Below are 26,529 nucleotides of genomic sequence, written 5' to 3'. Positions count from 1 at the left end.
AACACACCATAAAAATTTCAAAAAACGGGTACGACCTCATGCCTTCGCAAAACTCCGTCCTGGCCGCGCGCCCGGGCAACCCGCACGCCGGCATCGGCGACAAGATCCGCGGCGCCCTGGCCGTGGGTAAAACTCGCTGGGGCATGCTGGCCCTGGTGTTCTTCGCCACCACCCTGAACTACATCGACCGCGCCGCCCTGGGCGTGATGCAACCGATCCTCGCCAAGGAAATGAGCTGGACGGCGATGGACTACGCCAACATCAACTTCTGGTTCCAGGTGGGCTACGCCATCGGTTTTGTGCTGCAAGGCCGCTTGATCGACCGCGTCGGCGTGAAACGCGTGTTCTTCTGCGCGGTGCTGCTGTGGAGCCTGGCCACCGGCGCCCACGGCCTGGCCACCTCGGCGGTGGGCTTTATGGTCTGCCGCTTTATCCTCGGGATCACCGAAGCGGCCAACTACCCGGCCTGCGTCAAGACCACGCGGTTGTGGTTCCCGGCCGGTGAACGCGCCGTGGCCACCGGCATCTTCAACGCCGGCACCAACGTCGGTGCGATGATGACGCCAATGCTGCTGCCGTTGATCCTGCAAGTGTGGGGCTGGCAAGCGGCGTTCCTGTGCATGTCGGCACTGGGCGGAATCTGGCTGGTGTGCTGGGGCCTGAAGTACTACAACCCCGAAGAGCACCCCACCGTTAAACAATCCGAATTGGACTACGTGCAACAGGAAGTCGAACCGGAACAACCCCGCGTCCCGTTCAGCCGCATCCTGCGCATGCGGGGCACCTGGGCCTTCGCCCTCGCCTACTCGATGACCGCGCCGGTGTTCTGGTTCTACCTGTACTGGTTGCCGCCATTCCTGAACCAGCAATACAACCTGGGCATCAACGTGACGCAGATGGGCATCCCGCTGATCATCATTTACCTGACGGCCGACTTCGGCAGCGTAGGTGGGGGGATTCTGTCGTCGTTCCTGATCGGCCGTGGCATGAACTCGATCAAGGCGCGCTTGCTGTCGATGCTGCTGTTCGCCTGCTGTATCGTCGGTGTGATCATGGCGGCGGGTTCCAGCCAACTATGGGTCGCGGTGTTTGCCATTTCCCTGGCCATCGGTGCGCACCAGGCCTGGACCGCCAACATCTGGAGCCTGGTGATGGACTACACGCCCAAGCACATGATGAGCACGGTGTTTGGGTTCGGCGGCATGTGCGCGGCCATCGGCGGCATGTTCATGACCCAGATCGTCGGCCACATTCTCACCGTGACGAACAACAACTACACCGTGTTGTTCACCCTGATCCCGGCGATGTATTTCATTGCACTGACCTGGATGTACTTCATGGCGCCGCGCAAGATTCCTACCGTAGACGTTTGATCTACTTGCGCCGCTGCTGCCAGGCAGCGGCCAGCCCACTCATGCAGATCACCCCGATGCCGACCACCGTGGTCACATCGGGGGTGTGGTTGAACACCAGCCAGCCCAACAACCCCGCAAACACGATCTGGCAATAGCCGAACGGCGCCAGCAAGGCCGGCGCCGCAAAGCGGAACGCCTGGGTCAACATCAAGTGGGCGGTCATCCCGCAGGTGCCCAGCGCCAGCATCAGCGCACCGTGCCACAAGGTCGGGATCTGCCAGAAGAACGGCACCATCGCACTCATCACCAAGGTATTGCACAGCCCGGCGAAAAAGTTGCTGGTGGTGGGCGTGTCGTATTGGCTGAGGATGCGCGTGAGCAACTGGTAGAAGCAGAAGAACAGCGCCGAACACAGCGGCAGCAGCACCGCCGGGGTGAACAGCTCGCCACCGGGGTGGATGATGATCAGCACGCCGACAAAGCCGCAGATCACCGCCAGCCATTGGCCACGTGTCACATGCTCGCCGAGCAGCGGCACGGAGAGCGCCGTCACCAGGATCGGCGCCAGGAAGTTCACCGCCGTGGCTTCTGCCAGCGGGATGTAATGCAGCGCCGCCGTGAAGAACAGGCTGGTGCCCAGCAGGCACAAGGCCCGTACCACCTGCATCCCCGGCCGCTTGCTGCGCAACACGCGCAGGCCCGATTGCGGCAGGAAGATCCCGGCCATCAACAGCGTGTGCACCAGGTAGCGCGCCCACACCACCATCACGATCGGGTAGAACCCGGCCAGGTACTTGGACAAGGCGTCGTGGCTGGAAAACAGAAACGTCGCCAGCACAATCAGCAAGATGCCTTTGAACGGATGGTTGACGCCGGAAAGCGGTGTGCTGACAGTCATTGAATTCTCTTGCATGGCAGGCTGAACGCTGAGCACTGAACGTGGCAGCACTCAACCCGGTAATCTAGCAGCCGCGCCTGTGTGCGCCCCAAGAGCATAACCAAACACCGGGCGAACAGCGCACTAAATCACGGGATTCGAGTCCAACGCTGCACGTTTGCCCCCGCATTGTGCACTTTTTAACCAAGGCCTTGCCGCTATGAAAAAAACACTCTTCGTTCTTTCAACCCTTGCCCTGCTCACCGCCTGTAACAAGGAGGAAGCCCCCGCCCCCAAACCGGCCCCTGCGTCGGTGCAAGCCACCCTGGTGCCGGCCAACCCGCCCACCGACAAATGGGTGGGCAAGTGGGTGGGCGTGGAAGGCCTGAACCTGACCATCGCCAAAGACGACAGCATCGGCCGTGGTCATTACATCCTGACCATGCAATACGGCCTCGACGCCGATGACTCCGGCACCTTCAAAGGCGAAGCCAATGAAGATGGCATCGCCTTTACCCGTCCGGACGGCCCGCAACAATTGACCGCCGGCGACGGTGAAGCCACCGGTTTGAAATGGCTGGCGGATAAAAAGGATTGCCTGGTCGTCGACACCGGCGAAGGTTACTGCCGCGACTGATCCAGCTGCAAAGCTGACACAACTTTCATCTGGCCCCTCTGCCGGCACGGACTGACAGCAGCGATACTACGCAGCTCTCGTACCTGTCGGACAGCCGGGCTGGCGCCATGCCCACGCACCAACAACACTGTTTTCAGGTTCATCGAGAGGATTGCCCCATGCTATGGAAAAAAGGCCGACGCAGCGACAACGTGGTGGATGCCCGTGACGACAGTGGCGGCGGGGGTGGCGGCATGCGCTTTGGCGGCGGCAAGGGCCTGAGCCTCACGGCCATCGTGCTGATCGTCGGCATTGGCTGGCTGACCGGCCAGGACCCGCTGCAGATCCTTGGCCAGTTGACCGGCCAGATGGAGCAGGCGCCCTCGGTGAGCACGCAGACCCGCCAGGCACCACCGGCCAACGATGAACAGGCTGACTTTGTACGCGCGGTGCTGGGTGACACCGAAGACACGTGGGGCCAGGTGTTCAAGGAGAACGGCCTGACCTACAAGAACCCGAAACTGATTCTGTTCCGTGGCCGGGTCAATTCCGCCTGCGGTGGCGCCACCTCGGCCAGCGGCCCGTTTTATTGCCCGGCCGACCAACAGGTGTACCTGGACCTGGATTTCTTCCGGGAGATGTCACAACGCTTCAAGGCTGCGGGCGACTTTGCCCAGGCTTATGTGATCGCCCATGAAGTGGGGCATCACGTGCAAACGCTGCTGGGCATTTCGGCCAAGATCCAGGCCGCACGCCAGCAAGGCCGGCAGATGCAAGGCGACGGCGGCCTACTGGTACGCCAGGAGCTGCAAGCCGACTGTTTTGCCGGCGTATGGGCCAACCGCGCGCAGAAGCGCCTGAACTGGCTGGAGCCCGGCGACATTGAAGAAGCACTGAATGCGGCCAACGCCATCGGCGATGACCGTTTGCAGCAACAGGGTCAAGGGCGCGTGGTGCCCGACTCGTTTACCCACGGCACCTCGGCACAGCGGGTTCGTTGGTTCAAGACCGGCTTTGCGGGTGGCCAGATCACTCAATGCGACACCTTTACGGCGAAGAGTCTTTAAATGAATAAACGATTGGGATTGCTGCTGGGTTTGATGTTGTCCTGCTCCACCGCCACCTGGGCCGCCGAGAAAGAGCATGGGGTCAAGGTGGTCAGCCCCGATCGTTTTCACCTGGATGCCGGCGACCTCAGCCTGGGCTTGAGCCAGGACTGGAACCAACCGCTGCCGCAGGTCACCCGCGCCCTGATCATCGTGCACGGGCGCCTGCGCAATGCACAGACCTACCTGCAGAGCGGCGAAGACGCAGCTGAACACGCAGGTCAGGCCGCCAACACCCTGGTGATCGCACCGCAGTTCCTGAATGAGCTGGATATCAAGCGCAACCACCTGGACAACCAGGTACTGCGCTGGAACGGCAACGACTGGATGGCTGGCGAGCCGTCTACCGGCCCCGGCCAGATCAGTTCCTACGGCGCCCTCGACCAGATCATCAAGCACCTGGGCAACCGCAAGCTGTTCCCGGCGCTGAAAGAAATCGTGGTGGCCGGCCACTCCGGCGGCGGCCAGGTGGTGCAGCGTTTCGCCCTCACCGGCCACGACCACCCGATGCTGCAAACCGAAGGCATCAGCCTGCGGTATGTGGTGGCCAACCCGTCGTCCTACGCCTACTTCACACCGCAGCGTCCGGTGAAGTTTGATGTTGCCAGTTGCCCAGGCTTCAACGACTGGAAATACGGCATGCAAAACCTGCCGGCCTACGCCAAGGGCCAGAGCGCCGAGCAGCTGGAACAGGCTTATGTGTCACGCAACATCACCTACCTGCTGGGCCAACAAGACACTGACCCGAACCACCCGGCACTGGACAAGAGCTGTGGGGCCGAAACCCAGGGCGCGTATCGCCTGATTCGCGGGCACAACTACTTCGACTACCTCAAGCAGCGTCACCCGCAACTGACGCATAAGCTGGTGGAAGTGCCAGGCGTTGGGCACAACGGGGATGGGATGTTTACCTCGCCTGAAGGGCAGAAAGTGTTGTTTACCCAATAGTTACTGAAGAAATACGGTCAACCATGTGGGAGCGGGCTTGCTCGCGAAGGCGGTGGATCAGTCAACTTATTTGAATCTGACACACCGCATTCGCGAGCAAGCCCGCTCCCACATTTGATCTTCAGAGGCCGATCTAGATCATTCGGCGCAAGGCCAAGCAGTCGGCTGCATGCCAATCCACCAACTCCGGCCACGGGTTCTCCGGCAGGTTGACCAGGACCGTGTGTGTCCCCGCTGCCCGGCCGCAGTCCAGGTCAAAGCGGTAGTCGCCCACCATCACCATCGCGCTCGGCGAAACATCCCAGGCCGCGGCCAGTTTCAGCAAGCCATCCGGATCGGGCTTGGGTTGCGCATCATCACGCCCCAACACGTCCTCGACAGCAAAGCAGTCGGCCAGGCCAATCGCTTGCAGGGTCACGTGGGCCAATTCCCGCGCATTGCGCGTCAGGATGCCCAGGCGATAACCGCGTCCCGCCAGCTCGCGCACCAGCTCCACCGCGCCTTCGGCGGCGACCGAACCCAGCGCCAGTTCACGTTCATGTTCCAGCAACCAGGCATGCTTGGCCGCAGCCACATCGGCAGGCAACGCCGCCAGGTGGGTGAGGATGTCGTCTTCGGGCGGAATCTCCAGGGCCACGCGAATGGCCGCAAAGTCATGCACGGCCACCGTGAGGGTGCCGTCCATGTCAAATACCCAGTGCTTAACGTCCGCCAGGCTCATGCCCAATCCTTGCGATGGCGAATCAAGCCTTCCTGGGTCACCGACGCCACCAGTTGCCCGGCACGGTTGTACACGCTGCCACGGGAGAATCCACGGGAATTGCCGGCCCAGGGGCTGTCCATGGCGTACAGCAACCAGTCATCGGCACGCAGGTCGGCGTGGAACCACAGCGCGTGATCGAGGCTGGCGACCTGCATGTCTTTCTGCCACACCGTCTTGCCGTGGGGCAGCAACGAGGTGGTCAGCAAACCGAAGTCCGAGGCGTAGGCCAGCAGGTATTTGTGCAGCGCCGGCGAATCGGCCAGCGCGCCATCGGCACGAAACCACACGTACTTCACCGGGTCCGACGGCTGAGGGTTGTACGGGTCTTTTTCGGTCACCGGGCGCACTTCGATCGGCTTGGGGCACAGCAGCTTGTCGCGCATGGGCTCGGGGATCAGGTGGGCGCGTTGCTTCGTCAGCTCAAGCTCCGACGGCAGGTTCTCCGGGCCGACCACCACGGGCATGGTGGTCTGGTGCTCGAAGCCCTGTTCGTCGTATTGGAACGAGGCGCTGCAAGTGAAAATCGGATGGCCCTTCTGGATCGCCGTGACGCGCCGCGTGCTGAAACTGCCGCCATCACGCACGCGGTCCACCGAATACACCACCGGCAAGGCGGCATCGCCAGGGCGCAGGAAATAGCCGTGCAGGGAATGCACGTGCCGCGCTTCTTCTACGGTCTGGCTGGCAGCCGACAGCGACTGGCCAAGCACCTGGCCGCCGAACAGTTGGCGAAAACCCAGGTCCTGGCTGCGGCCGCGAAAGAGGTTTTCCTCGATCGGCTCCAGGGTCAGCAAGTCCACTAGGTCTTCCAATACTTGGCTCATAGAGCAACTCCTAAAATCTACGGGGCATTCCGGGCTGCCTATCCGTGCAGCGTGTCCAACCATTGGGCGCGGGTGATGCGGTACAACACATGATGGCGCAGCGGGTCATCAGCTGCGACCTTGGGGTGTTCAAAATCTGCCTGGGGATCGTAATGCATACCGATGGCCTGCATGACTTTTTGTGATGGCAAATTGGACTCGGTGGTAAACGCGAGGATTTCATCCAGTTGCAACCGGTCGAAACCACAGCGCAAGGCCGTCCACGCCGCTTCGCTGGCATACCCCAGGCCCCAGTGTTCACGGGCCAGGCGCCAGCCGATCTCCACTGCCGGGGTGAAGCCCGCTTCGAAGCTGACATTCTGCAGCCCGGTCAGGCCGATAAACTCGCCCGTGTCCTTGCGCTGCAAGGCCCAGAACCCAAAGCCGTATTCCGCGAAGTGCCCACGTATGCGCCCGATCAATGCGGCGCTTTCCAGGTGGCTCAGCTTGGCCGGGAAATAGCGCATCACCTGCGGGTCGGCGCACATGCGCGCAAATTCCGGCAGGTCGCTGTCGCGCCATTGGCGCAGCACCAGACGTGCACTTTCCAATTCCAGTATCGGCTCCATGGGTCCCCTCCCTTGCCATGTGCGTGAGTGTACAACGCGGGTAAGATGCGTCGCAGGTTCCTGTCAGAAAATCCCATGCCCCTGCCCCTGATCTACCACGACGACTACAGCCCCGAGTTTCCGGCAGACCACCGGTTCCCCATGGACAAGTTTCGCCTGCTGCGCGATCACCTGGTGGACAGCGGCCTGACCGAAGACAGCCAATTGCTGCGCCCGCAGTTGTGCCCGGCAGAGATTCTGGCCCTGGCCCATGACCCTGGGTATATCGAACGCTACATGGGTGGCGAGTTGTCCCGCGAAGACCAACGGCGCCTCGGCCTGCCCTGGAACGAAGCCCTGGCCCGACGCACGGTGCGCGCCGTGGGCGGTTCCATCCTGGCAGCCGAAAAAGCCCTTGAACACGGCCTGGCCTGCCACTTGGCGGGCGGCACCCACCATGCCCACTACGATTACCCAGCCGGTTTTTGCATCTTCAATGACCTGGCGGTGATCAGCCATTACCTGCTGGCCAGCGGCCGGGTCAACCGCGTGCTGATCTTCGATTGCGACGTGCATCAGGGCGACGGCACCGCGCGCATCCTCCACAACACGCCGGACGCCATCACCGTATCGCTGCACTGCGAAAAAAACTTCCCGGCGCGCAAGGCCCAGAGCGACTGGGACATTCCCCTGCCCATGGGCATGGGCGATGCCGATTACCTCAAGGTGGTCGACGACGCCCTCAACTACCTGTTGCCGCTCTACCAGCCCGACCTGGTGCTGTATGACGCGGGCGTGGATGTACACAAGGATGACGCCCTTGGTTACCTCAAGCTGACCGACGCAGGCGTCGCCGCCCGCGACGAAAGCGTGATGCGCCATTGCCTGGGCCGCGACATCCCGGTGATGGGCGTGATCGGCGGCGGCTACAGCAAGGACCGCCCAGCCCTGGCCCGGCGCCATGGCATCCTGCACCACAGCGCACACCGGGTGTGGACGTCATCAGGTTGTCACTGAACTGTGGGCGTTACCCACAGTGCCTGTGGAACGGCCTGTGGATAACTTGAGCGTAACGGGCTGCAAGCGAGTTCCCGTATAGCCTGCAGGAAACTGTACGTTTTTTGACCACATACTTTTCCACAGCCGTGAAACGTTGTGGAACATTCGACCTGTTCCAGATTTGCAACAAAACTGCCGCAACCCATCGTCACCCTGAACACCTTCCCGTTTTCAGAGTACCCGGCGATGGCTACCTACAAGATCGGCACCGTGACAACCCCCGGCAATGACGACGCCCTGAAAAAGGTCGCGGCTACCTTCGAAACCGCCATGGCCCGCGCCGTGGCGGGTTTCAAGGACACCGCCAAGCCCGGCAATTTCAAAGTGCTGGCCAGCGGCGTGACCGACAACACCAAAGACCAGAAAATCGCCGCCGTCATGGCCACCGGCGACCAGGAGGCGATCAAGCGCCTCAATGACCCCAACCTCGCCGACATCAGCAACACTGGCGTGCCCCTGGCGGACATCGCCAGCATCACCAAGATTTCCGACAACGTGCTGGACCTCAAGACCCGCGACGGCCAGGACATCATCATCATCAAGCAGATGACGCCCTACCTGTTCGACGGCATGGCCGGCAAGGTCGACGCCGTCAACGCGCTCAATGCCAGCAAGGCCGATGGCTACCGCATCGCCCAGGCCGGCGATACCGCGCCGGGGTTGGGCGACTACAAGGGCATCGGCCCTGTGGATGAAATCGGCCCGGGTTTTATCCGCTACGAGACCGTCTCGGGTGACAAGGTGGTGGTCAGCCGCGAAGTGAACCCCGACCTGTACAACCAGGTGGCCGGCGACGGCCAGACCTGGGGCCTGATCAACGACAGCAAAAACGCCGGTTACACCCTCGCCGACGCCAGCGCAACCGGCAGCGTCAGCCTGGTGGGCACCCCGGAAGAACTCGGCCACGGCCTGATCCGTTACGAAACGGCGTCCGGCGACAAGGTCATCGTGTCCCAGGCGATCAGCCCCGACCTGTATGCCTCGGTGGTCAAGGAATCCAACGGCATCTTCAACGTGGGCGGTGCCGTCGACACCAACTGGATCGACAACTCCCAATACGCCAACCCCAAGGACTGGGACAAGATCGTCGGCAACACCAGCGGCACGCCGACCCAGGAAGAGCGTGACCTCGACCGCCCACGCGCCGCAGCCAAAATGCTCAGCGACAACTGGGACAAGTGGGGCATGCACGACCGCCCCATCGACTTCTCCAACCCGCCGGCCGACCTGCCGCCCGAAGCCCAGGCCTGCCTCAAATACCTGGCCGGCAGCCCGAGCCTCATGAATGCCCTGGACAGCGGCGGCCTGGGCGGCAGCGACGGCGTGATTACCCACAGCAACGTCGACAGTTTCATCAGCCAGTCGAACAAGGATCTGTCGGCCGCTTCCAAGTCCTACAGCACCTTTCTTAGCAAAAACCCGGGTGCCAGCGACCTGGCCAAGGCGAACGCCAAGTCGGCCGCGCTGGTCATGGCCAATATCTCGTTGGTCAGCAGCGCCGGCCCCGCGATGGAAGGCCCCAACCAGCGCGCCAACAACGGCAGCCTGACCACCGACAACCTCAACGCCATCAAGAACGACAGCGGCCTGAGCCCCGAACTGACCGGCGCTGCCGGCTACTGGTCGACCCCAGGCATGATGCGCACCCTCGACATGGCCGGCGACCTGCCCGCCACCGCCACCGCCGACGGCATCACCCAGCAGAAGAACCTCGGTGCCTGGCTGGAAAACCAGGCGCCCACCGACGATCACGGCGTGTTGATGATGCTCAGCAACGCCTCGATCCGCAGCTCGGTGACCGGTGTCGACACCTCGAAGCTGACCCAGGACGTGCTGCAAAACCCGCAAAACTATGACGGCAAGACCAAGGCCGCCGTGATGCTGGAAATCAGCGACGCCCGTGCGCGCCTGGCCTCCAGCGACAAGGTCGGCGACGGCGACCTGTATGCCGGGATCACTGCCGACAGCGAATATCACCTCAACCCGACCAAATCCAAAGTCGCCGACCAGTTGGACGCAGCCGTCAACCAGTTGGCCGGCGACCCGGACGTGAAGACCTTCATGGCCCAGAACCAGGCCGACGGCATGCGCGACATCGTCAACAGCGACCCGGCGATCAAGACCGAGATGCAGCACTACCAGGACAGCCAGATCAACAGCGGCAACGTGATCAACACCGCCCTGGCGACCAAGGACAGCAATGGCAATCCGGTGTCGCTGATCGACGGGCTCAGCCTGGCCGGCACCGACGCCACCCTCACCGACATGGCCCTGGGCGGTAATGGCACGGTGGACCTGGAGGCCATGGCCGACAAGTCAGGCAAGTCGGCCGAGATCCAGCAGTACTTCCAGGACCACATCGTCAGCGGGCAAGACCTGCAGAACGGCCTCGCCGCGCCGAATGCCGACCCGATGACGGTCATCGGCCAGTACGCGGCCAACGCCTCATTGCTCAAGGAGTTTCTGGGCGACAAGGTCTCGGCGCAGGACTCCTCCACCGTGCAGCAATACGTCAACCAGGCGGTCTCCGACAGCCTGGTCAATGGCGCCAACGACGACGTGCTCAAAAGCACCTTCGGCGACGCCAACGGCAACTTCGACGAAGCCAAGACCACCGCCATCCTCAACCAGGCCATGGCCGACAACCCGGACATGTTCAAGGACGCCACGGGGGCGCAGATCAAGCCCCAGGATGTGATCTCGCTGATCCGCTCGATGTGGGACGTCAACCGCCAGACCCAGAAGATCAGCGACGTGCTGCCCAAGGCCGTGGATGGCCTGAACCTCAACGCCAGCGACGCCTACAAACAGGGCCTGTTGCACATCGGCAGCGCCCTGCTGGCGGGCGGCGTACTGGCGGCGCGCTCGGCCACCGGCGGTAACAGCCCGGCCGACAACGCCGGGCGCGTGGCCGCGGGCATGCAGTTCGCCGGCCTGATCACCGAAGGCGGCACCAAATACGCCAAGGAAGCCGGCTACGGCATGGCCTGGAAACCCACGCCGGTTGACCCGAGCAAGCCCCAGGGCATCGGCGACTTCCCTACCGGAAAGATGGTGCAGAACACCGACGGCCTCAACAAACTGGGAAACCTGGGCAAAATCGTCGGCGGCGCCGGCAGCTTTATCGGCGGCGTGTTCGGCCTGATCAGTGGGGTCAACAGCGCATTCTCCGGTGACAAGCTCAACGCCGGCTTCTCCCTGACCAGCGGCGCCCTCGGCACCGGCGCGGCGGTGGCGTCGATCATCGAAGGCGGCGCCGGCCTGTTTGGCGTGGCCGACGCGGCCGCCATCGCCGGCACCTTCGCCGGTGTATTGAGCTGGGCGGCGGCGGGCGTGGGCATCATCACCTCGTTCGTGTTCCCGATCATCGAAGTGGTCAAGCGTGAGAAACAACAGGACGCGTTCTTCGGCGCCCTGGTGCCCGTGCTGGACAAATACGGCCTCACCGGTGGCCCGATCACCGATGCCGACCGCTCCGACGAGTACCCGCCAAACACCAACACCGGCTTTGCTTGATCCCCGGGCACGCCGTTGCCTGTGGTGGGCGGGCTTGCTCCGCGTCGCGATTGACCAGGCGCTTCACGTTAGCCTGGTACACCGCGGCGCGGGGCAAGCCCGCTCACTACATAAGCACCACAATTGCTTACAATGGGCGCCCTTTTCTTTTGCCCAGGCCTGCTGATGTCCACCACCTCCTCCCACGTTGCCATTATCGGCGGCGGCCCTGCCGGGCTGATGGCCGCTGAAGTCTTGAGCCAGGCGGGTGTGCGGGTGGACCTGTACGACGGCATGCCGTCGGTGGGGCGCAAGTTCCTGCTGGCGGGGGTGGGCGGCATGAACATCACCCATTCCGAGGCCTACCCGGCGTTCCTGTCGCGCTACGCCGAGCGTGCACCGCACATGGCGCCGCTGCTGCGCGCGTTTGGCGCCGAGGCGTTGTGCGAGTGGATTCATGGCTTGGGCATCGAGACCTTTGTCGGCACCTCCGGCCGCGTATTTCCTACCGACATGAAAGCCGCGCCCCTGCTACGCGCCTGGCTTAAACGCCTGCGCGAGCAAGGCGTGGTTATCCACACCCGCCATCGCTGGATCGGCTGGAATGCCAGCGGTGAGTTACTTATCCACAGCCCGGACGGTGAAAAAGCGGTCCACAGCGATGCGGTATTGCTGGCATTGGGCGGCGGCAGCTGGTCGCGGCTGGGCTCGGACGGCGCCTGGCTCAAGCTGCTGGAAGACAAAGGCGTGCCTTACGCCGCGCTGCAGCCGAGCAATTGCGGGTTTGAGGTGTCGTCCTGGAGCGAGTTGATGGTCAGCAAATTCGCCGGTGCGCCGTTGAAAAACGTCGCCATCGGTTTGGACGACGACAAGCCGCGCCTGGGTGAGTGCGTGGTCACGGCCACGGGCATCGAAGGCAGCCTGATCTACGCGCTGTCGGCACCGATTCGTGAGGCGATCAACCGTGACGGCGCGGCGACCGTGCACATCGACCTGCTGCCCAGTAAACCGCTGGATAAGGTCCAGGCCGCCCTGGCCAAGCCCCGTGGTTCACGCTCGATGAGCAAGCATTTGCACAGCCAGTTGGGGCTGGATGGGGTGAAAGCCGCGTTGCTGCGGGAGCGGGCACCGGCTGAACACTTCAATGACCCGGCGCAGTTGGCCGTGGATATCAAGGCCCTGCCCCTGACCCTGGTGAAAACCCGGCCGATGGATGAAGCGATCAGCACCGCAGGCGGCGTGCCGTTTGAAGCGCTGGATGAGCGGTTGATGCTCAAGCAACTGCCGGGGGTGTTTTGTGCGGGGGAGATGCTGGATTGGGAAGCGCCGACGGGCGGGTATTTGCTGACGGGGTGTTTTGCCAGTGGGCGGATGGCGGGGCGCGGCGTGTTGGAATGGCTTAACCGCTGAGACTGGCGGTGAATTCACAGCCGCCTTCGCGAGCAAGCCCGCTCCCACATTCGACCGAGTTCCAAAATTGGAATGCATTCAAATGTGGGAGCGGGCTTGCTCGCGAAGAGGCCATCCGCAACACCTAAAAACTCACTTCTTCTTGCGCGGGCCTGTATTGAACACCGGCACTTTGCGCACCGGCTTGATCGACGGCTCAGCCGGCGCCACTTCGCCACTGTCCACCCACTTGCCCAGGTTGCGCTTGCCGCCACCACCGGACGCCTTTGGCTTCTTCGGTTTCTTCGGCTTCTTCACCACCTGACCACTGGCATCGGTCTCGGGCACGCGATGCTCCGGTTCGAACTCCGGCTCCATCTTGCGGGTCAGGGTCTGGCGGGTCAGCATCTCGATGGCCGACAGCATGTTCACTTCATCGGCACACACCAGGGAAATCGCCTCACCGGTGTTGCCCGCACGGCCGGTACGGCCGATACGGTGGATGTAGTCCTCGGCCACAATCGGCAGGTCAAAGTTGACCACCAGCGGCAGGTCTTCGATATCCAGGCCACGGGCCGCCACATCGGTGGCCACCAGGATCTGCACGTCACTGGTCTTGAAACGGTCCAGCGCACGCTGGCGAGTGGCCTGCGGTTTGTCGCCATGAATGCCGTCGGCGTTGATGCCCAGGCCTTGCAACTTGTCCACCAACGCATCCACGCCGTTGCGGGTCTTGGCGAACACCAGCACCTGCTTCCAGCGGCCTTTGCGCATCAGGTGCACAAACAGCTCCGGCTTGCGCTTCTTGTCCACCGGCACGATCCACTGCTTGACCGTGTTGGCGGCAACGTTGCGCGGGCTGACTTCGATGCTCAGCGGGTCGTTGAGCATCTGCCCGGCCAGCAGGCGGATGTCATCGGAGAAGGTCGCGGAGAACAGCAGGGTCTGGCGCTTTTTCGGCAGCATGCGGTAGATGTTCGCCAGCTCCTCGGAGAAGCCCAGGTCGAGCATACGGTCGGCTTCGTCCAGCACCAGGGTTTGCAGCTGGTTGAGTTTCAGCGCGTTCTGGCGGAACAGGTCGATCAGGCGGCCCGGGGTGGCCACCAGCACATCAACGCCTTTGCGCAGCTTCATCATCTGCGGGTTGATGCTCACGCCACCGTACACCGCGTAGGTGGTCAGCGGCAGGTTCTGGGCGTACTCGGCGACGCTGGCGTGAACCTGCTCGGCCAATTCGCGGGTCGGGCACAGGATCAGCGCACGCACCGAATTGGGGGCAACTTTCGGCCCTTCCATCGTCAGCAATTGCAGCAGCGGCACGGCGAAACCAGCGGTTTTGCCGGTGCCGGTCTGAGCCGCAGCCATCAGGTCGCGACCGGCCAGCACGGCCGGAATGGCCTGCGCCTGCACCGGCGTCGGGGTCTGGTAGCCAAGCGTCTCAAGGGCGCGCAGCAAGGGTTCGATCAGGCCAAGGGTGGCGAAAGTCATGTGTTTACCGTAGGAAAAATTCAGCGCAAGTCGCAATGGCGCGGAGTTTACCTTATTTCCGGCTTCGGCTTGCGCCACTGGGGCAAGCCGATCAGCACCACGGCGCTGATGATCACCAGCATCGCCAGGGCTTCTTCCTTGCCGATGGTTTCACCGACAAACACAATCCCGAGCAACACCGCCACCGCAGGGTTCACGTAGGCATAACTGGTCGCCGCCGCAGGGCGCACGTGCTTGAGCAGGTACATGTAGGCATTGAAGGCGATGATCGAGCCGAACACCGCGAGGTAAGCCAGGGCCAACCAGCCTTCCAGCGGGGGCACGGCGTGCAGCCGCTCACCGGTCAGCGCGCTGCCCACCAGCAGCAAGGCACCAGCGATGATCATTTCCGCCGCGCTGGCCATGGCGCCGGCCGGCAACGGCAGGTGTTTGCTCCACACCGAACCAAAGGCCCAGGAGGCGGCGGCAAACAGCAGCAACATCGCCCCGGTCGGGCTCGACTGCAGGTTGGAGCCCATGTTGAGCATGGCGATGCCGAGAATCCCCAGCACCACCCCGGCCCACTCCAGACGTGTGTTGCGTGCGCCCCAGAAGTACCCGCACAACAAGGTGAACAACGGCACCGTCGCCACCGCCAACGCGGCCACACCGGAAGCAACCCCCGTGTGCTCGGCCACCGTCACCGCACCATTACCGAAAGTCAGCAGTAACACGCCGATCTTGGCCGCCGCCTTCCACTGCACCCAGGTGGGGGCCGGCGCTCCGCGCCAGCGCAAAAAACCATACATCGCAATCCCGGCCACCAGAAAGCGAATCCCGCCCAGCATCAGCGGCGGCCAGTATTCCACGCCAATGCGGATCACCAGGTAGGTGGAACCCCAAATCACATACAACGCAAAAAAGGCAGCGATCAACGGTAACGGAAAGCGACGTGGGCCAGGCATTGGGCAGCTCTGCGGCAGGAACGGGAGGCTTATTCTAGAAAGGTCGGCCGATAAACATAAGTTACAAAACCTGTTTAAAGCGCCCATACACTTTTCAAAACACGGTTATGAAGGCTATAACCCAAGCTTTCGAAAGCCACGCGCTACTGGAGCCTTCTCATGGACAAATACGACCGCATGCTCCTCAGCGCCCTGCTTGAAGACGGCCGCGCGTCCTACGCACAACTGGCCCGCACAGTGAACCTCTCCGCCCCCGCCGTCGCCGAACGCGTGGCCAAGCTGGAAGCCAGCGGCGTGATCACCGGCTACCAGGCCAAGGTGGACCTGTCCAAGGTCGGCCTGCCGATTCAATGCGTGATGGAACTGCGCCTGACCAACCACGGCAACCAGAAGGTGTACGACGCCCTGGCCGAAATCCCCGAACTGACCGAATGCCACCGCGTGACGGGCGACCCGTGCGTGATCATGCAGGCGGCGGTGGGCTCGATGCCCGAGCTGGAGAACTTAATCAACCGGGTGGCGAAGTTCGGGTTCAGCAAGACCTCGATCATCTTGTCGAGCGCGATAGAGCGGCGGGTGCCGCTGGGGCAACTGGAGGGTAAGAACGGTGGCTGACTACAGCAATGTCGTGAGCCTCAGCCACCCGATCACGCCGCGTATCCCGCTGTGGCCGGGGGACCCACCGGTGCAATTCACAGACGTTGCCTCATTGGAACAGGACGGCTATTTCCTGCGGCGTTTCAGCATGGGTGAGCACAGCGCCACCCACATGAACGCGCCGAACAGTTTCTATGCCGATGGAATGGGGATTGATGGCTACGTGCCGCAAGACCTGGTGCGGCCTGCGGTGGTGATTGATGTGCGCGCTCGTTGCACGGCGGATTACGAAATCAGCGTGCAAGACATTCAAGACTGGGAGCGCCAGCACGGCATCATCGAACCGGGCAGCGTGGTGCTGATGTACACCGGCTGGCAGCACCTGTGGAATGACCCGGCTGCGTTTTTCGGGCACGACGCCCGAGGCTCTCATTTTCCCGGGATTGGCGAGGCCGCGATTGTGTTTTTGCTTTCACAACGACAGGTCGCCGGGGTGGGCATCGACACCCATGGGGTCGATCCGGGGCAAAGCACCACCTTCGCGACGAACCATGCGGTGCTGGCGGGGAACGGGATTGTGTTGGAGTGCCTGACGAACCTTGATCGGTTGCCGGCCAAGGGCTCAACGGTGGTGATCGGCGTTTTGGCGCTGGAAGGCGGGTCGGGGTCGCCGGTTTCGGTCATGGCGTTTATTCCCTGAATACATCGCCGCTCGGACTGACGCCATCGCGGGCAAGCCCGGCTCCCACAGGAGATTGCATTCAGGCTTGGCAACTCGGTCAACTGTGGGAGCGGGCTTGCTCGCGAAAGCGGAGTGTCAGTCAATATATCCGGCGACTGATCCACCGCTTTCGCGAGCAAGCCCGCTCCCGCATTTGGGTCATCAGTGTTCTTGAAGTCGTGGCGGGTTCAGAACCCGCGATGTTTCTTCAGGTGTTCGGTGATCTTGGCGGCCGGCACTTTCTGCAAGCTGCACAGCAGGTCGTGGGACAGTTCGCGCAAGCCGTGTGTGCCGCGCAGTTCCTGGGCCAGGTGCGCCGTGAGGTTGGCGGCCATCTCCGCATCCGCCATCGCCCGGTGAGCCTTGCCGGTGTGGGGCAGTTGGGCGAATGAGGTCAGGGTGCCGAGCTTGTGGTTGGGCGCCGACGGCATCAGGCGCCGCGCCAGCAGCAAGGAGCAGGCAAACTTTTGCAGGCGGGTGCGGCGGATCAGGCCCAGCTCAAAGTCCCAGAACTTCTGGTCGAACGCGGCGTTGTGGGCCAGCAGTGGCGTGGTGCCGACAAACTCATTGACCTCGTTCATCACCCGCTCGGCCGGTGGTGCGCTGCGCAGCATGGCGTTGCTGATGCCGGTGAGTTGCTCGATGAACCCGGGCACGCGCACGCCGGCATTCATCAGGCTCTGGTAGCGGTCCACGATCTGGCCACGTTCGAGGATGACCACCGCGATTTCCGTGGCCCGGCAGTGGCTGCTGGGGGTGATGCCGGTGGTTTCAAAGTCGATGACCGCTATCCGTTCCAAACCTGTTCCAACTCCGTCTAACTGTTTATTTGAGCAGCAACGCGCCTTCGATCGGCACGTAGCGGCTGGCGGCGCGTATCAATGAATTGGCGGTCAGCCCCGGCACACCGTAGGCCACGGCCTCGACACCATGCTTGTGGATGATGCGGTCGAGCAGCATGTCGAAATCACCGTCACCGGAGGCCAGCACGATTTCGTCGACATGGTCGGCGGCGTCCATGATGTCGATGGTGATGCCCACGTCCCAGTCGCCCTTGGCCGAGCCATCGCTGCGCTGGATGTAGGGCTTGAGCTTTACCGTGAAGCCCAGGTTGCGCAGGATCTGCTGGAATTGCTGCTGCTTGCTGTCGCCACGGTCGATGGCATACGCGTACGCCTCGACGATCTGCCCGCGCGCGCTGATGTCAGCCCACAGCGCCGCATAGTTGAAGTGGCAGCCATACGCCTGGCGCACGGTGTAATAGAGGTTTTGTACATCGGCGAACACTGCAATTTTCTTCACCGCACTTCCCCATGGCTGCCGCGTGGACCTCGAAAGCGAAGGTCCGCAAAGGCGCCAGTATGCCAGCCACGGGAAAGTTTCAGCGAAAAATCAGCCCGGGGCGACGAAGCGCACCGGGCGTGGGAGGGTCAGACGAAGGAATCGTCGTCGCCGAAGGAGGAGGAGTCGTCGGAGTAATCGTTGTCGGCGAAGCTGTCGCTGTTGTTGCCCCAACTGTCATTGCCACCGGCAAAGCGCTGGTCATCGTTACCCCAGCCGCCCTGATCGCTGGCCGGCGCCGGTTGTTCAATGATTTCTTCCACCACCTGGGGTTGCTGGTTGTGGTGGAACAGGCTGCTGATACCTTCGGCCAGCATTACACCACCGGCCACGCCTGCGGCGGTTTTCAATGCGCCACCCAGGAAACCGCTGCCGATCGGCGCGGCCGGGGCTTGTTGTGGCTGTTGGTAGTTCTGTTGCGGGGCGCCGTAGTTCTGCTGCGGCGCCGGCTGGCCAAACGAAGACCGTGCCGGTTCGCGCCAGCCGCCCCCCGAAGATGCCGGGGCGCTCTGGGCCGGTTGCGGGTCGCGGGAACCGCCGCCAAAGATGCTCGACAGGAAACCACCGCTGCTCGGCGCGGGTTGTGCGGCCTGGGAACGGGCCTGTTGCAGCTCATCCTGCAATTGCTGGATCTGTTGCGCCTGCTGCTTGTTCTGCGCGTCGAGGCTCTTGATCGCGTGTTCTTGCACCAGGATCGACTGGGTCATGTAGTACCCGGCCGCTGGTTGGCGAGTCATGTGCTCCTTGATCCGCGCTTCGGCCAGGGCGTCGCGGGGGGCTGAGTCCGTTTCGGCTTGCTGCAACCGTGAAAACAGTCCATCGATCAGGGTTTGCTCTTCGCTGTTCATGGCGACCTCGTTAGATTGCCGGTAGAAATCATGGGCCTGCCTGTGATCAGGCAAGCTACGCCTCTAGTTATGGGGCTGTTACCAGACGTTTCAATGGTCTTTACGCAAGGTTTACGTTTGCTTACCGCCAGCCCTGATCGGTTAAAGTGTGGGCCTTGCTTTCAGGCCTGTGATGAACCCGATGAATCCGTTAGACGTACTGCGCGACTCCTTTCGTTTCACCCAACGCAACCTGGGCGCCATCGTCCAGCTGTGCCTGCCGCTGGTGATCCTCGAAGCCCTGCTGCAACAGGTGCTCGATCACACGCTGGGCCCGGACGCCTTCCCCGGCTACAGCGTGGTGGTGGGGTTGCTCGTCTACCCGCTGTACACCGGCGCCTTGATCCTGTTTCTCGACGCCCGCACCCGTGGCGAGTCGCCGCGCACAAAGGACGTGTGGGCCATGGCCCTGACGCTGTGGCCACGTTTCGCCCTGCTCACGGCCATGAGCACCCTGCTGATCCTGCTGGGCCTGTCGTTGTATTTCCTGCCGGGCCTGTGGCTGATGGTGGTGCTGGCGTTTGCCGAATACCTGCTGGTGCTGCGCGGCATGCCGGCGCTGGCGGCAATGAAGGAAAGTTTCCGCCTGACCCGTGGGCATTTCTGGCGAATCCTGGTGTGCCTGCTGTGCGTGATGACGCCGTTGTGGCTGCTCAAGGGCGCAAGCGTGGCGGCCTATCCCGATCCCGCGCCAATGCTGGGCGTATTGATCGACAGCGCCCACAGCTTCCTGCAGCTGTTTACCAGCGTGGTGCTGTTCCGTTTATTCATGCTGATCGGTGGCGATGCCGACGCGCGGTGATATGCTCCGTGGCACTTTCCAAACGCTATAAGCCGAGCCGATGACCCGTTTATTGCGCATAACCTTGCTGGGCCTGGTGATCGTCGCCGGCCTGCTCGCCGCCATGGTTTACAGCCTGACCTGGCGCCCCGAGCCCAAGCAAACCCTGCCCGTCAGTTGTGTGGCGCCCCGCGCGCCCACGCTGTTGCCCGGGCAGGCGCTCAAGGTCATGACCTGGAACGTGCAATACCTGGCCGGCAAGAACTACGTGTTCTGGTACGACACCGCCGATGGCAGCGGCCCGGACGAGCGTCCCACCGTCGAAGACATGGCCGCCAGCCTCGACGAAGTGGCACGGGTGATCCGCGAAGAACAACCCGACATCCTGTTGTTGCAGGAACTCGACGAAAACGCCAAGCCCTCCCACTATCAGGACCAGGTCACGCTGCTCCAGGAGCGCGTGGCCGATCTCTACCCCTGCAGTACCCAAGCCTTCGACTGGAAAGCCGACTTTGTGCCCGACCGGCATATCTTCGGTAGCGTCGGCCGCAAGCTCGTGACCCTGAGCCGCTACCAGATCGAACACGCCGAGCGCCTGCAATTGCCAGTGCCTGAGGCGAACTTCATCGCCCGTCAGTTCCAACCCAAGCCTGCGCTGCTGCTGACTTATCTGCCGTTGAGCGACGGCGGCCAATTGGCGGTGCTCAATACCCGCTTCGACGGTGACGCCCCCGGCCGCAGCGCCGTGCAAGAGCAGGTGAACAGCACCGTCAAACTGTTGGACAAATTCGAAGGCCGGGGCACGCCCTGGCTGATTGGCGGGGATTTCAACTTGCTGCCGTTGGGGCAGTTCCTGCGCCTGGACGCGGGCAAGCGTGGGCAGTATTCGCCGGACAGCGAGCTGCATCTACTGTGGGAAAAATACCCGATGATCCCGAGCAACAGCCAATCAAGCGGCATCGACCGTGAGAAATGGCTGACGTACTTCCCCAACGACCCTCGTGTCACGGGCCCGGATCGCACCTTGGATTACCTGTTCTACAGCCCGCGCATCAAGCGGGTGGAGGCGAAGGTTCGCCAGGACGATACGTTGCGCATCTCCAACCACCTGCCGGTGATCGCGCGCTTCCTGCTGCCTGCTGCGCAGTAACCCACACCTCGAAACCCATGTGGGAGCGGGCTTGCTCGCGAATGCTTTGGGTCAGACACAGATGTGTTGTCTGATCCACCGCTTTCGCGAGCAAGCCCGCTCCCACATTTGGATCTTCATCGTTACGGCTTTCTCGGTTTGATCCTGGCGGTGGGCTCGGCAATCAGCGGGTCATCCGGCCAGTAGTGCTTCGGGTACCGCCCCTTCAGGTCCTTCTTCACCTCGGCATAGGTACTGCGCCAGAAGTTCGCCAGGTCCTGGGTCACCTGCACCGGCCGGCGTGCCGGTGAAAGCAGATGCAGCTTCACCGCCTGGCGCCCACCGGCAATGCGCGGAGTGTCGGCCAGCCCGAACAACTCCTGCAGGCGCACCGCCAGAATCGGCGGCTGTTCGCTGTAGTCCAGGCGCACCGAAGACCCGGATGGCACCTTCACATGTTGCGGCGCCAGTTCATCCAGGCGCTGGGGCAGCGGCCAAGGCAGCAGGTTGTGCAGGACACTGGAGATATCCAGGTTGGCGAAATGGCTCAGACGCGAGACCTTGCCCAGGTACGGCATCAGCCAATGCTCCAGGCTGGCGAGCAAGGCGCTGTCACTGAGATCGGGCCATTCGCTGGTTTTTCCGGCGTCCAGTTGCCGCAAGAGCATGACGCGGGCCTGCCATTGGCGCAGCTCGGGCGTCCACGGCAGCAGCTCCAGGCCTTTGCGGCGCACCAGGTTGACCAGCGCCTGGCTGCGCGCGGCTTCATCGAGCCCCGTGAGCGGCTCGCGACTAAGCACCAGTTCGCCGACTTTGCGCTGGCGCTCGGCACGCAGCACGCCTTCGCGCTCGTCCCAATCCAATTGGTCGACCGTGCGCACTTGCTCGGCAAGCACCGTGTCGAACAGCGCGGGGTCGAAATCCGCCGCCAGGTAGATGCGCTCTTCGCGCTGGCCCTGACGGCTGCCGAGGTCGGCGATCACCAGCCAGGCTTGTTTCATCAAACTGTCGGCCTCGGCGAACAGCGCAGCACGGCCATTGGCCAGGCGGTATTCGGCACCACCCGGGCGACGTTGTTGGGCGACGCGGTCCGGGTAAGCCAACGCCAGCAAGGCGCCGAGCCAACGCGGGTGGTCGGGGTCGGCCACGGGTTGCGTGGCTTGGCCTCGCAGGTAACCGCGATATTGCCGCGCCAGTTGCTTGGCGCGCTGCACGCCACCTTGAGCACCCCGCGCGCGTTCTTCGCCCGACAGCAGTGCCAGACGGCTGTGCAAATCCGCGCCACCACCGCGCAAGATATCGCGCTCACCCAACAAGGCCGCGACATCACAGGCCGTCGCCGCCAGTCCCAGGTCCTGCCCGCGCAGCAGCAGATGGGCGATGCGCGGATGGGCCGGCAGCTCGGCCATTTTTTGGCCGTGGGCGGTCAGCTTGTCTTCATTCAAGGCGCCGAGGCGCACCAGCAAGTCCTGGGCCTGGGCATAAGCCGCGGCCGGGGGCACATCCAGCCACACCAGTTGAGCGGGCGTGACGCCCCAACGCGCCAACTGCAAGGCCAAGCCGGCCAGGTCAGCGGCGAGGATTTCCGCGCTGCTGTAGGCGGCCAGACCTTCGTGCTGGTCCTCGGACCACAACCGGTAACACACCCCCGGCTCCAACCGCCCTGCCCGGCCGGCTCGCTGGGTGGCGCTGGCGCGGGAGATGCGCTGGGTGTCGAGGCGGGTCATGCCGCTGCCCGGGTCGAAGCGCGGCACCCGCGCCAGCCCGGCGTCGATCACCACGCGCACGCCGTTGATGGTGAGGCTGGTCTCGGCAATGTTGGTGGCCAGCACCACTTTGCGTTTGCCCGCAGGCGCCGGGTCGATGGCGGCGCGCTGGGCGTTGAGGTCGAGTTCACCGTGCAGTGGGCACAGGAGCACATCCGGGCGATCACCCAAAGCGTCGGCCAGTTGCTGATTGACCCGGCGAATCTCCGCCTGGCCCGGCAGGAACACCAAAATGCTGCCGGTCTCATCGTGCACAGCCTCAAGAATGGTCTGCACCACACGCGGCTCGATGAATTCACCCGCCTGGTACGGCCGCCCCCAGCGCATCTGCACCGGGAACATGCGCCCTTCGCTACGCAGGATCGGCGCGTTGTCCAGCAGGCCAGCCAGGCGCTCGCCTTCGAGGGTGGCGGACATCAACAGGATTTTCAGCGGCTGCTCATCGCGAAACAGGTCGCGGCCGTTGAGGCTCAAGGCCAGCGCCAGGTCGGCGTCGAGGCTGCGCTCGTGGAATTCGTCGAAGATCAGCAACCCCACGCCCTCCAGCGCCGGGTCGTCCTGCAGGCGGCGGGTGAGGATGCCTTCGGTGACCACTTCGATGCGGGTGTGGGGGCCGACTTTGCTGTCCAGGCGAATGCGATAGCCGACAGTTTCGCCAACCTTTTCGCCCAGCTCACTGGCCAGGCGTTCGGCGGCAGCACGCGCAGCCAGGCGGCGGGGTTCGAGCATCAGGATGGTCTGCCCGGCCAGCCAGGGCTCGTTCAACAATGCCAAGGGCACGCGGGTGGTTTTACCGGCGCCGGGGGGCGCTTCCAGCACGGCCTCATGGCGATTCGCCAAGGCGTCACGCAGGGCGGGTAAAACATCATCGATCGGCAACGAATTCATACTGGCTCCAAAGCAGAGCGGCGAGTATAACGGCGAACTGCCGGATGCCGATGGTGGTCTCACACGCACCACCCGACTGACTTGGCAACACGGTTAAATGTGGGAGCGGGCTTGCTCGCTCCCACATTGGATCTTCGTCGCTTATAGTCCCGTATTAATTGTGTTCAGGAGATAGTCCATGCGTATCGCTTCCCGCATCATCGGCGGTGTCCTCACCGTCACCTTGCTGAGCCAGTTGACGGCCTGCGGCTCGATCTTCTTCCCCGACCGCCGTGGCCAGATCGACGGCAAGATCGATCCCACCGTCGCCGTGCTCGACGCCATTGGCTTGCTGTTCTATGTGATCCCGGGCCTGATCGCGTTTGGCGTGGACTTCGCCACCGGCGCCATCTATTTCGAGCCGGGCAAGACCGCTCAGGTGGCCCCGGAAAAACTCCACGAAGCCATCGGCGCCGACGGCAAGGTCGACAACGCCAAGCTGCAAACCATCATCCAGAAAGAAACCGGCCACCGCCTGCCGCTGGACGACCCGCGCATGATCCAGTTCAAGGGCAGCGTGCAACAACTCGCCTCCCTGGGCCTGAAACCCGCTGCCTAAGGATTCGACCCGCCTATGACCAGCAGCCCCGAACACGCCCGGCTTTTGCGCCTGGCGACGCGCGCCTCGGTGGGCGTGGCCTGTGCGCTGATTATCACCAAGGCCATCGCCTGGTGGCTCAGCGGCTCGGTGAGCATGCTCGCCGGGTTGACCGACTCACTGCTGGACGGCGTGACTTCGCTGCTGAATTTGCTGGCGGTGCACTACGCACTACGCCCGGCCGATGACGATCACCGTTATGGGCACGGCAAGGCGGAATCGTTGTCGGGCATGGCCCAGGCGCTGTTTATCGCCGGCAGTGCGGTGCTGATCGCGTTCCAGGCTTATCAACGCCTGCAACACCCAGAACCGGTCGGTGCGCCGTGGTTGAGCATCGGGGTAATCGTGTTTTCCCTGGTGATGACCGTGGCGTTGCTGATGCTGCAACACCGGGTGATCCGCGAAACCGGCTCCAACGCGGTGCGGGCTGACTCGCTGCATTACCGCTCCGACCTGATGCTCAACGGTAGCATCCTGGTAGCGTTGGTACTGGCGGGGTTCGGGTTCAATCAGGTGGATGCCTGGTTCGGCCTCGGGATCGCGGCCTACATCTTGTGGAGTGCCATCCAGATCGCCCGGGAAAGCTTCGCGGTGCTGATGGATGAGGAGCTGCCGCCTGATGTGAGCCAGCATATGCTGGAACTGGCCCGTGGCGTTCCGGGGGTGTTGGGTGCGCATGATTTGCGCACGCGGATTTCCGGCAGCCATTGGTTTGTGCAGCTGCACCTGGAGTTGCCAGGGGAATTGACGCTATCAGTGGCCCATGGCATCAGCGACCAGGCCGCCGATGCCATTCACCAAGCCTACCCGCGCGCCGAAGTGCTGGTGCACGCCGACCCGCGGGAAGTGGTCACCGGCAACAAGGCCTAGTACTGCACCTGGTAACCACGACTGCTCAGGCAGTTGCCCTGGGCCTGGCGGTAGGTTTGCACCACCGCGGGGTCCGGGGCGTAGGTGACGGCCTGCGGGTCGAACCCACTTTGCTGCACCGCCCAGCGATAACAGTCGTAACCGTCCTGTTGTACCTGGGCCGGTGACTGGCCATTGGCGGGATAGGCGATCACGTCATAGCCATTGCCCTGGGGCGCCGGCGGCTGTGCAGGCGGTTGCACTACCACGTACTGCTGGGAGCTGGCTTCGTAGGTGTAATAAGCACCGGCGGCGACGAAGAACAGCGCACTGCCCACCCACACTTCCCGAGCGTAATCCGGCAGGTATTGCACGCGAATGCCGTAAGGCGGCGTCACCACCACATAACGCGGGCCTTGGGGGCGATACCAGTAGCCGCCGGAGAAGAAGTAATCCTGGCCACGGTAAGGCACGCGGTAGTTGCGGTCGGTAAAGCGGTCGACGGTGTACCCCGGGCGATACTGCGGCCCCGGGCCCCAGCCATTGCCGTGCCCATTCGGGCGGCCCGGCCAGCGAACGTCATTGGGGTGGCCATTGAAGCCGCCGCCCGGGCGCGGGCCTGGGGCGTTGCCGCCTTGCCAATGCGGGTTGCCGTCGTTGCGGCGCGGGATGTCCTGGTAGTAACCCTGGCGCGGTTCCTGGGTTTGGCGCACGGTATCCGGGCGTCCCTGGATCGGCAGGTTGTTGGCCGGCTGGGCCGGTTGCAGCGCAGGCCGAGGCTGATCAGCACCTTGTGGGCGCCCTTGCCATTGCCCGCCGCCACGCTGCTCGCCACGATCGAAGTGCTCGTTCTGCGGGCGTGGCGGGTTGTTTTCGAAATGTTGATTCTGCGGACGCGGCTGATTGTTTTCGGGCCGCGGTTGAGGGCTCTGAGGGCGCGGCTGATTATTTTCAGGTCGCGGTTGGTTGTTCTGCGGTCGCGGCTGTTCGTTGCCTTGCCGCCCGCCTTCGGGCCCTCGTTCATGCTGACCACCGCCTTCTGAGCGTGGGTCGTCGGCCATCACTTGCGTGCCGACGCTGATCATCAGCAAACCTACACCTGCCATACGCCAGATGCGCTTCATGCTATTCCTCACTGCGGATTAGGGCCTAGAGTGTCCGGCCTCATACCATGAGACTGGAAAAGCCTCACCCGGTTCTAAGACAGGTTATCAGTCACGAGAACAATTTTCTGAAGGCAAAGAAAAAGGGGTGACCCGTCGGCCACCCCTTGAGAATTTCGTCCTGGCTCAACGCTTTTGACGTTGGCTCACCTCACGCCGTCTTCTGGACAGTGTGCAGCCTGGAGGCCGGCTCAACCCTGCTGGGGTGGCGGCCGCAGCGGGCCTGATTGGGCGGGCTGCAGTGGACTGTTGTCCAGGCGGTGATTCTGTTGATAAAGATACCCGCGAGCGCCCGGCAGATGATTGCGAAGATTGCGTC

General features: G+C 63.1%; 24 protein-coding genes. 13 read left to right on the top strand and 11 right to left on the bottom strand.

All coding sequences use genetic code 11. From position 1 onward, the window contains the following. Positions 1 to 38: 38 nt before the first annotated feature. Entirely contained in the window at positions 39 to 1,373 is a 1,335-nt protein-coding gene (locus HX803_RS05255; RefSeq protein ID WP_178919458.1) for an MFS transporter, read from the top strand. A gap of 1 nt (position 1,374) precedes the next feature. Here HX803_RS05255 and HX803_RS05250 read toward each other — a convergent pair whose 3' ends face one another. Then, positions 1,375 to 2,253, bottom strand: a complete 879-nt coding sequence (locus HX803_RS05250; RefSeq protein WP_178919457.1) for a DMT family transporter — start codon at positions 2,251 to 2,253, stop codon at positions 1,375 to 1,377. A 199-nt stretch (positions 2,254 to 2,452) separates the two neighbouring features. On the opposite strand from HX803_RS05250, the gene HX803_RS05245 reads away from it, so the two are divergent. The 3 genes from HX803_RS05245 to HX803_RS05235 all read left to right on the top strand — a co-directional run bounded on the left by HX803_RS05245 (position 2,453) and on the right by HX803_RS05235 (position 4,902). Next, on the top strand, positions 2,453 to 2,869 hold the full coding sequence (locus HX803_RS05245) for a membrane lipoprotein lipid attachment site-containing protein (protein ID WP_178919455.1): 417 nt from the start codon (positions 2,453 to 2,455) through the stop codon (positions 2,867 to 2,869). Between the two features lie 158 nt (positions 2,870 to 3,027). Next, complete coding sequence (locus HX803_RS05240; RefSeq protein WP_176998489.1) at positions 3,028 to 3,915, top strand: neutral zinc metallopeptidase; 888 nt, start codon at positions 3,028 to 3,030, stop codon at positions 3,913 to 3,915. After that, positions 3,916 to 4,902, top strand: a complete 987-nt coding sequence (locus HX803_RS05235) for an alpha/beta hydrolase (protein WP_178919453.1) — start codon at positions 3,916 to 3,918, stop codon at positions 4,900 to 4,902. Between the two features lie 133 nt (positions 4,903 to 5,035). Here the strand turns inward: HX803_RS05235 and HX803_RS05230 are convergent, their stop codons facing one another. The 3 genes from HX803_RS05230 to HX803_RS05220 are packed head-to-tail and all read right to left on the bottom strand — an operon-like array spanning position 5,036 to position 7,097. Further along, complete coding sequence (locus tag HX803_RS05230) at positions 5,036 to 5,623, bottom strand: HAD family hydrolase (protein WP_178919451.1); 588 nt, start codon at positions 5,621 to 5,623, stop codon at positions 5,036 to 5,038. Then, entirely contained in the window at positions 5,620 to 6,489 is an 870-nt protein-coding gene (tesB, locus tag HX803_RS05225) for an acyl-CoA thioesterase II (protein ID WP_178919449.1), read from the bottom strand. The genes HX803_RS05230 and tesB overlap by 4 nt, the downstream gene beginning before the upstream one ends. A 38-nt stretch (positions 6,490 to 6,527) precedes the next feature. Next, positions 6,528 to 7,097 (bottom strand): GNAT family N-acetyltransferase, encoded by a 570-nt coding sequence (locus HX803_RS05220; protein WP_176998493.1) that lies wholly within the window; start codon positions 7,095 to 7,097, stop codon positions 6,528 to 6,530. Positions 7,098 to 7,172: 75 nt separating this feature from the next. Here HX803_RS05220 and HX803_RS05215 point away from each other — a divergent pair, with 75 nt between their 5' ends. The 3 genes from HX803_RS05215 to HX803_RS05205 all read left to right on the top strand — a co-directional run bounded on the left by HX803_RS05215 (position 7,173) and on the right by HX803_RS05205 (position 13,040). Further along, complete coding sequence (locus HX803_RS05215) at positions 7,173 to 8,093, top strand: histone deacetylase (protein WP_178919446.1); 921 nt, start codon at positions 7,173 to 7,175, stop codon at positions 8,091 to 8,093. 228 nt (positions 8,094 to 8,321) lie between these two features. Continuing rightward, positions 8,322 to 11,651 carry a type III effector HrpK domain-containing protein gene (locus HX803_RS05210; RefSeq protein ID WP_178919444.1) on the top strand — a complete coding sequence of 1,110 codons (3,330 nt, stop codon included), beginning with the start codon at positions 8,322 to 8,324 and terminating at the stop codon, positions 11,649 to 11,651. Between the two features lie 165 nt (positions 11,652 to 11,816). After that, positions 11,817 to 13,040: a TIGR03862 family flavoprotein gene (locus tag HX803_RS05205; protein ID WP_178919442.1), complete on the top strand. Its 1,224-nt coding sequence runs from the start codon at positions 11,817 to 11,819 to the stop codon at positions 13,038 to 13,040. 132 nt (positions 13,041 to 13,172) lie between these two features. On the opposite strand, the gene HX803_RS05200 is transcribed toward HX803_RS05205, so the two are convergent. Then, entirely contained in the window at positions 13,173 to 14,507 is a 1,335-nt protein-coding gene (locus tag HX803_RS05200) for a DEAD/DEAH box helicase (protein ID WP_178919441.1), read from the bottom strand. A 47-nt stretch (positions 14,508 to 14,554) separates the two neighbouring features. Beyond that, on the bottom strand, positions 14,555 to 15,451 hold the full coding sequence (yedA, locus tag HX803_RS05195; RefSeq protein ID WP_178919440.1) for a drug/metabolite exporter YedA: 897 nt from the start codon (positions 15,449 to 15,451) through the stop codon (positions 14,555 to 14,557). A 159-nt stretch (positions 15,452 to 15,610) separates the two neighbouring features. On the opposite strand from yedA, the gene HX803_RS05190 reads away from it, so the two are divergent. Together HX803_RS05190 and HX803_RS05185 are read left to right on the top strand one after the other, a co-directional pair. Next, complete coding sequence (locus HX803_RS05190) at positions 15,611 to 16,066, top strand: Lrp/AsnC family transcriptional regulator (RefSeq protein WP_178919439.1); 456 nt, start codon at positions 15,611 to 15,613, stop codon at positions 16,064 to 16,066. Further along, a complete protein-coding gene (locus tag HX803_RS05185; protein ID WP_178919438.1) occupies positions 16,059 to 16,748 on the top strand; it encodes a cyclase family protein in 690 nt (229 codons plus the stop codon). Before HX803_RS05190 ends, HX803_RS05185 begins: the two co-directional genes overlap by 8 nt. Before the next feature lie 209 nt (positions 16,749 to 16,957). Here the strand turns inward: HX803_RS05185 and HX803_RS05180 are convergent, their stop codons facing one another. The 3 genes from HX803_RS05180 to HX803_RS05170 all read right to left on the bottom strand — a co-directional run bounded on the left by HX803_RS05180 (position 16,958) and on the right by HX803_RS05170 (position 18,958). Next, positions 16,958 to 17,569: a PolC-type DNA polymerase III gene (locus tag HX803_RS05180; protein ID WP_178919437.1), complete on the bottom strand. Its 612-nt coding sequence runs from the start codon at positions 17,567 to 17,569 to the stop codon at positions 16,958 to 16,960. Between the two features lie 25 nt (positions 17,570 to 17,594). Beyond that, the gene (locus HX803_RS05175) at positions 17,595 to 18,071 is read right to left on the bottom strand and encodes an NYN domain-containing protein (RefSeq protein WP_034117765.1); all 477 of its coding nucleotides are present in this window, start codon (positions 18,069 to 18,071) and stop codon (positions 17,595 to 17,597) included. Between the two features lie 128 nt (positions 18,072 to 18,199). After that, complete coding sequence (locus HX803_RS05170) at positions 18,200 to 18,958, bottom strand: DUF2076 domain-containing protein (protein WP_178919436.1); 759 nt, start codon at positions 18,956 to 18,958, stop codon at positions 18,200 to 18,202. A 181-nt stretch (positions 18,959 to 19,139) separates the two neighbouring features. Between HX803_RS05170 and HX803_RS05165 the strand changes: the two genes are divergently transcribed. Together HX803_RS05165 and HX803_RS05160 are read left to right on the top strand one after the other, a co-directional pair. Beyond that, positions 19,140 to 19,799: a YciC family protein gene (locus tag HX803_RS05165; protein WP_178919435.1), complete on the top strand. Its 660-nt coding sequence runs from the start codon at positions 19,140 to 19,142 to the stop codon at positions 19,797 to 19,799. 40 nt (positions 19,800 to 19,839) lie between these two features. Beyond that, positions 19,840 to 20,928, top strand: coding sequence for an endonuclease/exonuclease/phosphatase family protein (locus tag HX803_RS05160; RefSeq protein ID WP_178919433.1), 1,089 nt, complete (start codon positions 19,840 to 19,842; stop codon positions 20,926 to 20,928). A 122-nt stretch (positions 20,929 to 21,050) separates the two neighbouring features. On the opposite strand, the gene hrpB is transcribed toward HX803_RS05160, so the two are convergent. Next, positions 21,051 to 23,561: an ATP-dependent helicase HrpB gene (gene hrpB, locus HX803_RS05155; RefSeq protein WP_178919431.1), complete on the bottom strand. Its 2,511-nt coding sequence runs from the start codon at positions 23,559 to 23,561 to the stop codon at positions 21,051 to 21,053. A 178-nt stretch (positions 23,562 to 23,739) separates the two neighbouring features. Here hrpB and HX803_RS05150 point away from each other — a divergent pair, with 178 nt between their 5' ends. Then, positions 23,740 to 24,159 (top strand): polyribonucleotide nucleotidyltransferase, encoded by a 420-nt coding sequence (locus tag HX803_RS05150; protein ID WP_176998507.1) that lies wholly within the window; start codon positions 23,740 to 23,742, stop codon positions 24,157 to 24,159. A gap of 15 nt (positions 24,160 to 24,174) precedes the next feature. Beyond that, positions 24,175 to 25,068, top strand: coding sequence for a cation diffusion facilitator family transporter (locus HX803_RS05145; RefSeq protein ID WP_178919429.1), 894 nt, complete (start codon positions 24,175 to 24,177; stop codon positions 25,066 to 25,068). Here the strand turns inward: HX803_RS05145 and HX803_RS05140 are convergent. Then, positions 25,065 to 26,171 (bottom strand): DUF6515 family protein, encoded by a 1,107-nt coding sequence (locus HX803_RS05140; protein ID WP_178919427.1) that lies wholly within the window; start codon positions 26,169 to 26,171, stop codon positions 25,065 to 25,067. The genes HX803_RS05145 and HX803_RS05140 overlap by 4 nt on opposite strands. Positions 26,172 to 26,529 lie beyond the last annotated feature (358 nt).

Source organism: Pseudomonas sp. P7548, assembly GCF_013386585.1.
Taxonomy (GTDB): Bacteria; Pseudomonadota; Gammaproteobacteria; order Pseudomonadales; family Pseudomonadaceae; genus Aquipseudomonas.
The sequence above is the reverse complement of the archived record's forward strand: the minus strand, read 5'-3'. Positions and strand labels throughout refer to the sequence as shown.

Excerpts from the sequence above, each read along its gene's own strand:
- HX803_RS05255 (WP_178919458.1), top strand. The coding sequence starts at position 39 with ATGCCTTCGCAAAACTCCGTCCTGGCCGCGCGCCCGGGCAACCCGCAC.
- HX803_RS05250 (WP_178919457.1), bottom strand. The coding sequence starts at position 2,253 with ATGACTGTCAGCACACCGCTTTCCGGCGTCAACCATCCGTTCAAAGGC.
- HX803_RS05245 (WP_178919455.1), top strand. The coding sequence starts at position 2,453 with ATGAAAAAAACACTCTTCGTTCTTTCAACCCTTGCCCTGCTCACCGCC.
- HX803_RS05240 (WP_176998489.1), top strand. The coding sequence starts at position 3,028 with ATGCTATGGAAAAAAGGCCGACGCAGCGACAACGTGGTGGATGCCCGT.
- HX803_RS05235 (WP_178919453.1), top strand. The coding sequence starts at position 3,916 with ATGAATAAACGATTGGGATTGCTGCTGGGTTTGATGTTGTCCTGCTCC.
- HX803_RS05230 (WP_178919451.1), bottom strand. The coding sequence starts at position 5,623 with ATGAGCCTGGCGGACGTTAAGCACTGGGTATTTGACATGGACGGCACC.
- tesB (WP_178919449.1), bottom strand. The coding sequence starts at position 6,489 with ATGAGCCAAGTATTGGAAGACCTAGTGGACTTGCTGACCCTGGAGCCG.
- HX803_RS05220 (WP_176998493.1), bottom strand. The coding sequence starts at position 7,097 with ATGGAGCCGATACTGGAATTGGAAAGTGCACGTCTGGTGCTGCGCCAA.
- HX803_RS05215 (WP_178919446.1), top strand. The coding sequence starts at position 7,173 with ATGCCCCTGCCCCTGATCTACCACGACGACTACAGCCCCGAGTTTCCG.
- HX803_RS05210 (WP_178919444.1), top strand. The coding sequence starts at position 8,322 with ATGGCTACCTACAAGATCGGCACCGTGACAACCCCCGGCAATGACGAC.
- HX803_RS05205 (WP_178919442.1), top strand. The coding sequence starts at position 11,817 with ATGTCCACCACCTCCTCCCACGTTGCCATTATCGGCGGCGGCCCTGCC.
- HX803_RS05200 (WP_178919441.1), bottom strand. The coding sequence starts at position 14,507 with ATGACTTTCGCCACCCTTGGCCTGATCGAACCCTTGCTGCGCGCCCTT.
- yedA (WP_178919440.1), bottom strand. The coding sequence starts at position 15,451 with ATGCCTGGCCCACGTCGCTTTCCGTTACCGTTGATCGCTGCCTTTTTT.
- HX803_RS05190 (WP_178919439.1), top strand. The coding sequence starts at position 15,611 with ATGGACAAATACGACCGCATGCTCCTCAGCGCCCTGCTTGAAGACGGC.
- HX803_RS05170 (WP_178919436.1), bottom strand. The coding sequence starts at position 18,958 with ATGAACAGCGAAGAGCAAACCCTGATCGATGGACTGTTTTCACGGTTG.
- HX803_RS05165 (WP_178919435.1), top strand. The coding sequence starts at position 19,140 with ATGAATCCGTTAGACGTACTGCGCGACTCCTTTCGTTTCACCCAACGC.
- HX803_RS05160 (WP_178919433.1), top strand. The coding sequence starts at position 19,840 with ATGACCCGTTTATTGCGCATAACCTTGCTGGGCCTGGTGATCGTCGCC.
- hrpB (WP_178919431.1), bottom strand. The coding sequence starts at position 23,561 with ATGAATTCGTTGCCGATCGATGATGTTTTACCCGCCCTGCGTGACGCC.
- HX803_RS05150 (WP_176998507.1), top strand. The coding sequence starts at position 23,740 with ATGCGTATCGCTTCCCGCATCATCGGCGGTGTCCTCACCGTCACCTTG.
- HX803_RS05145 (WP_178919429.1), top strand. The coding sequence starts at position 24,175 with ATGACCAGCAGCCCCGAACACGCCCGGCTTTTGCGCCTGGCGACGCGC.
- HX803_RS05140 (WP_178919427.1), bottom strand. The coding sequence starts at position 26,171 with ATGAAGCGCATCTGGCGTATGGCAGGTGTAGGTTTGCTGATGATCAGC.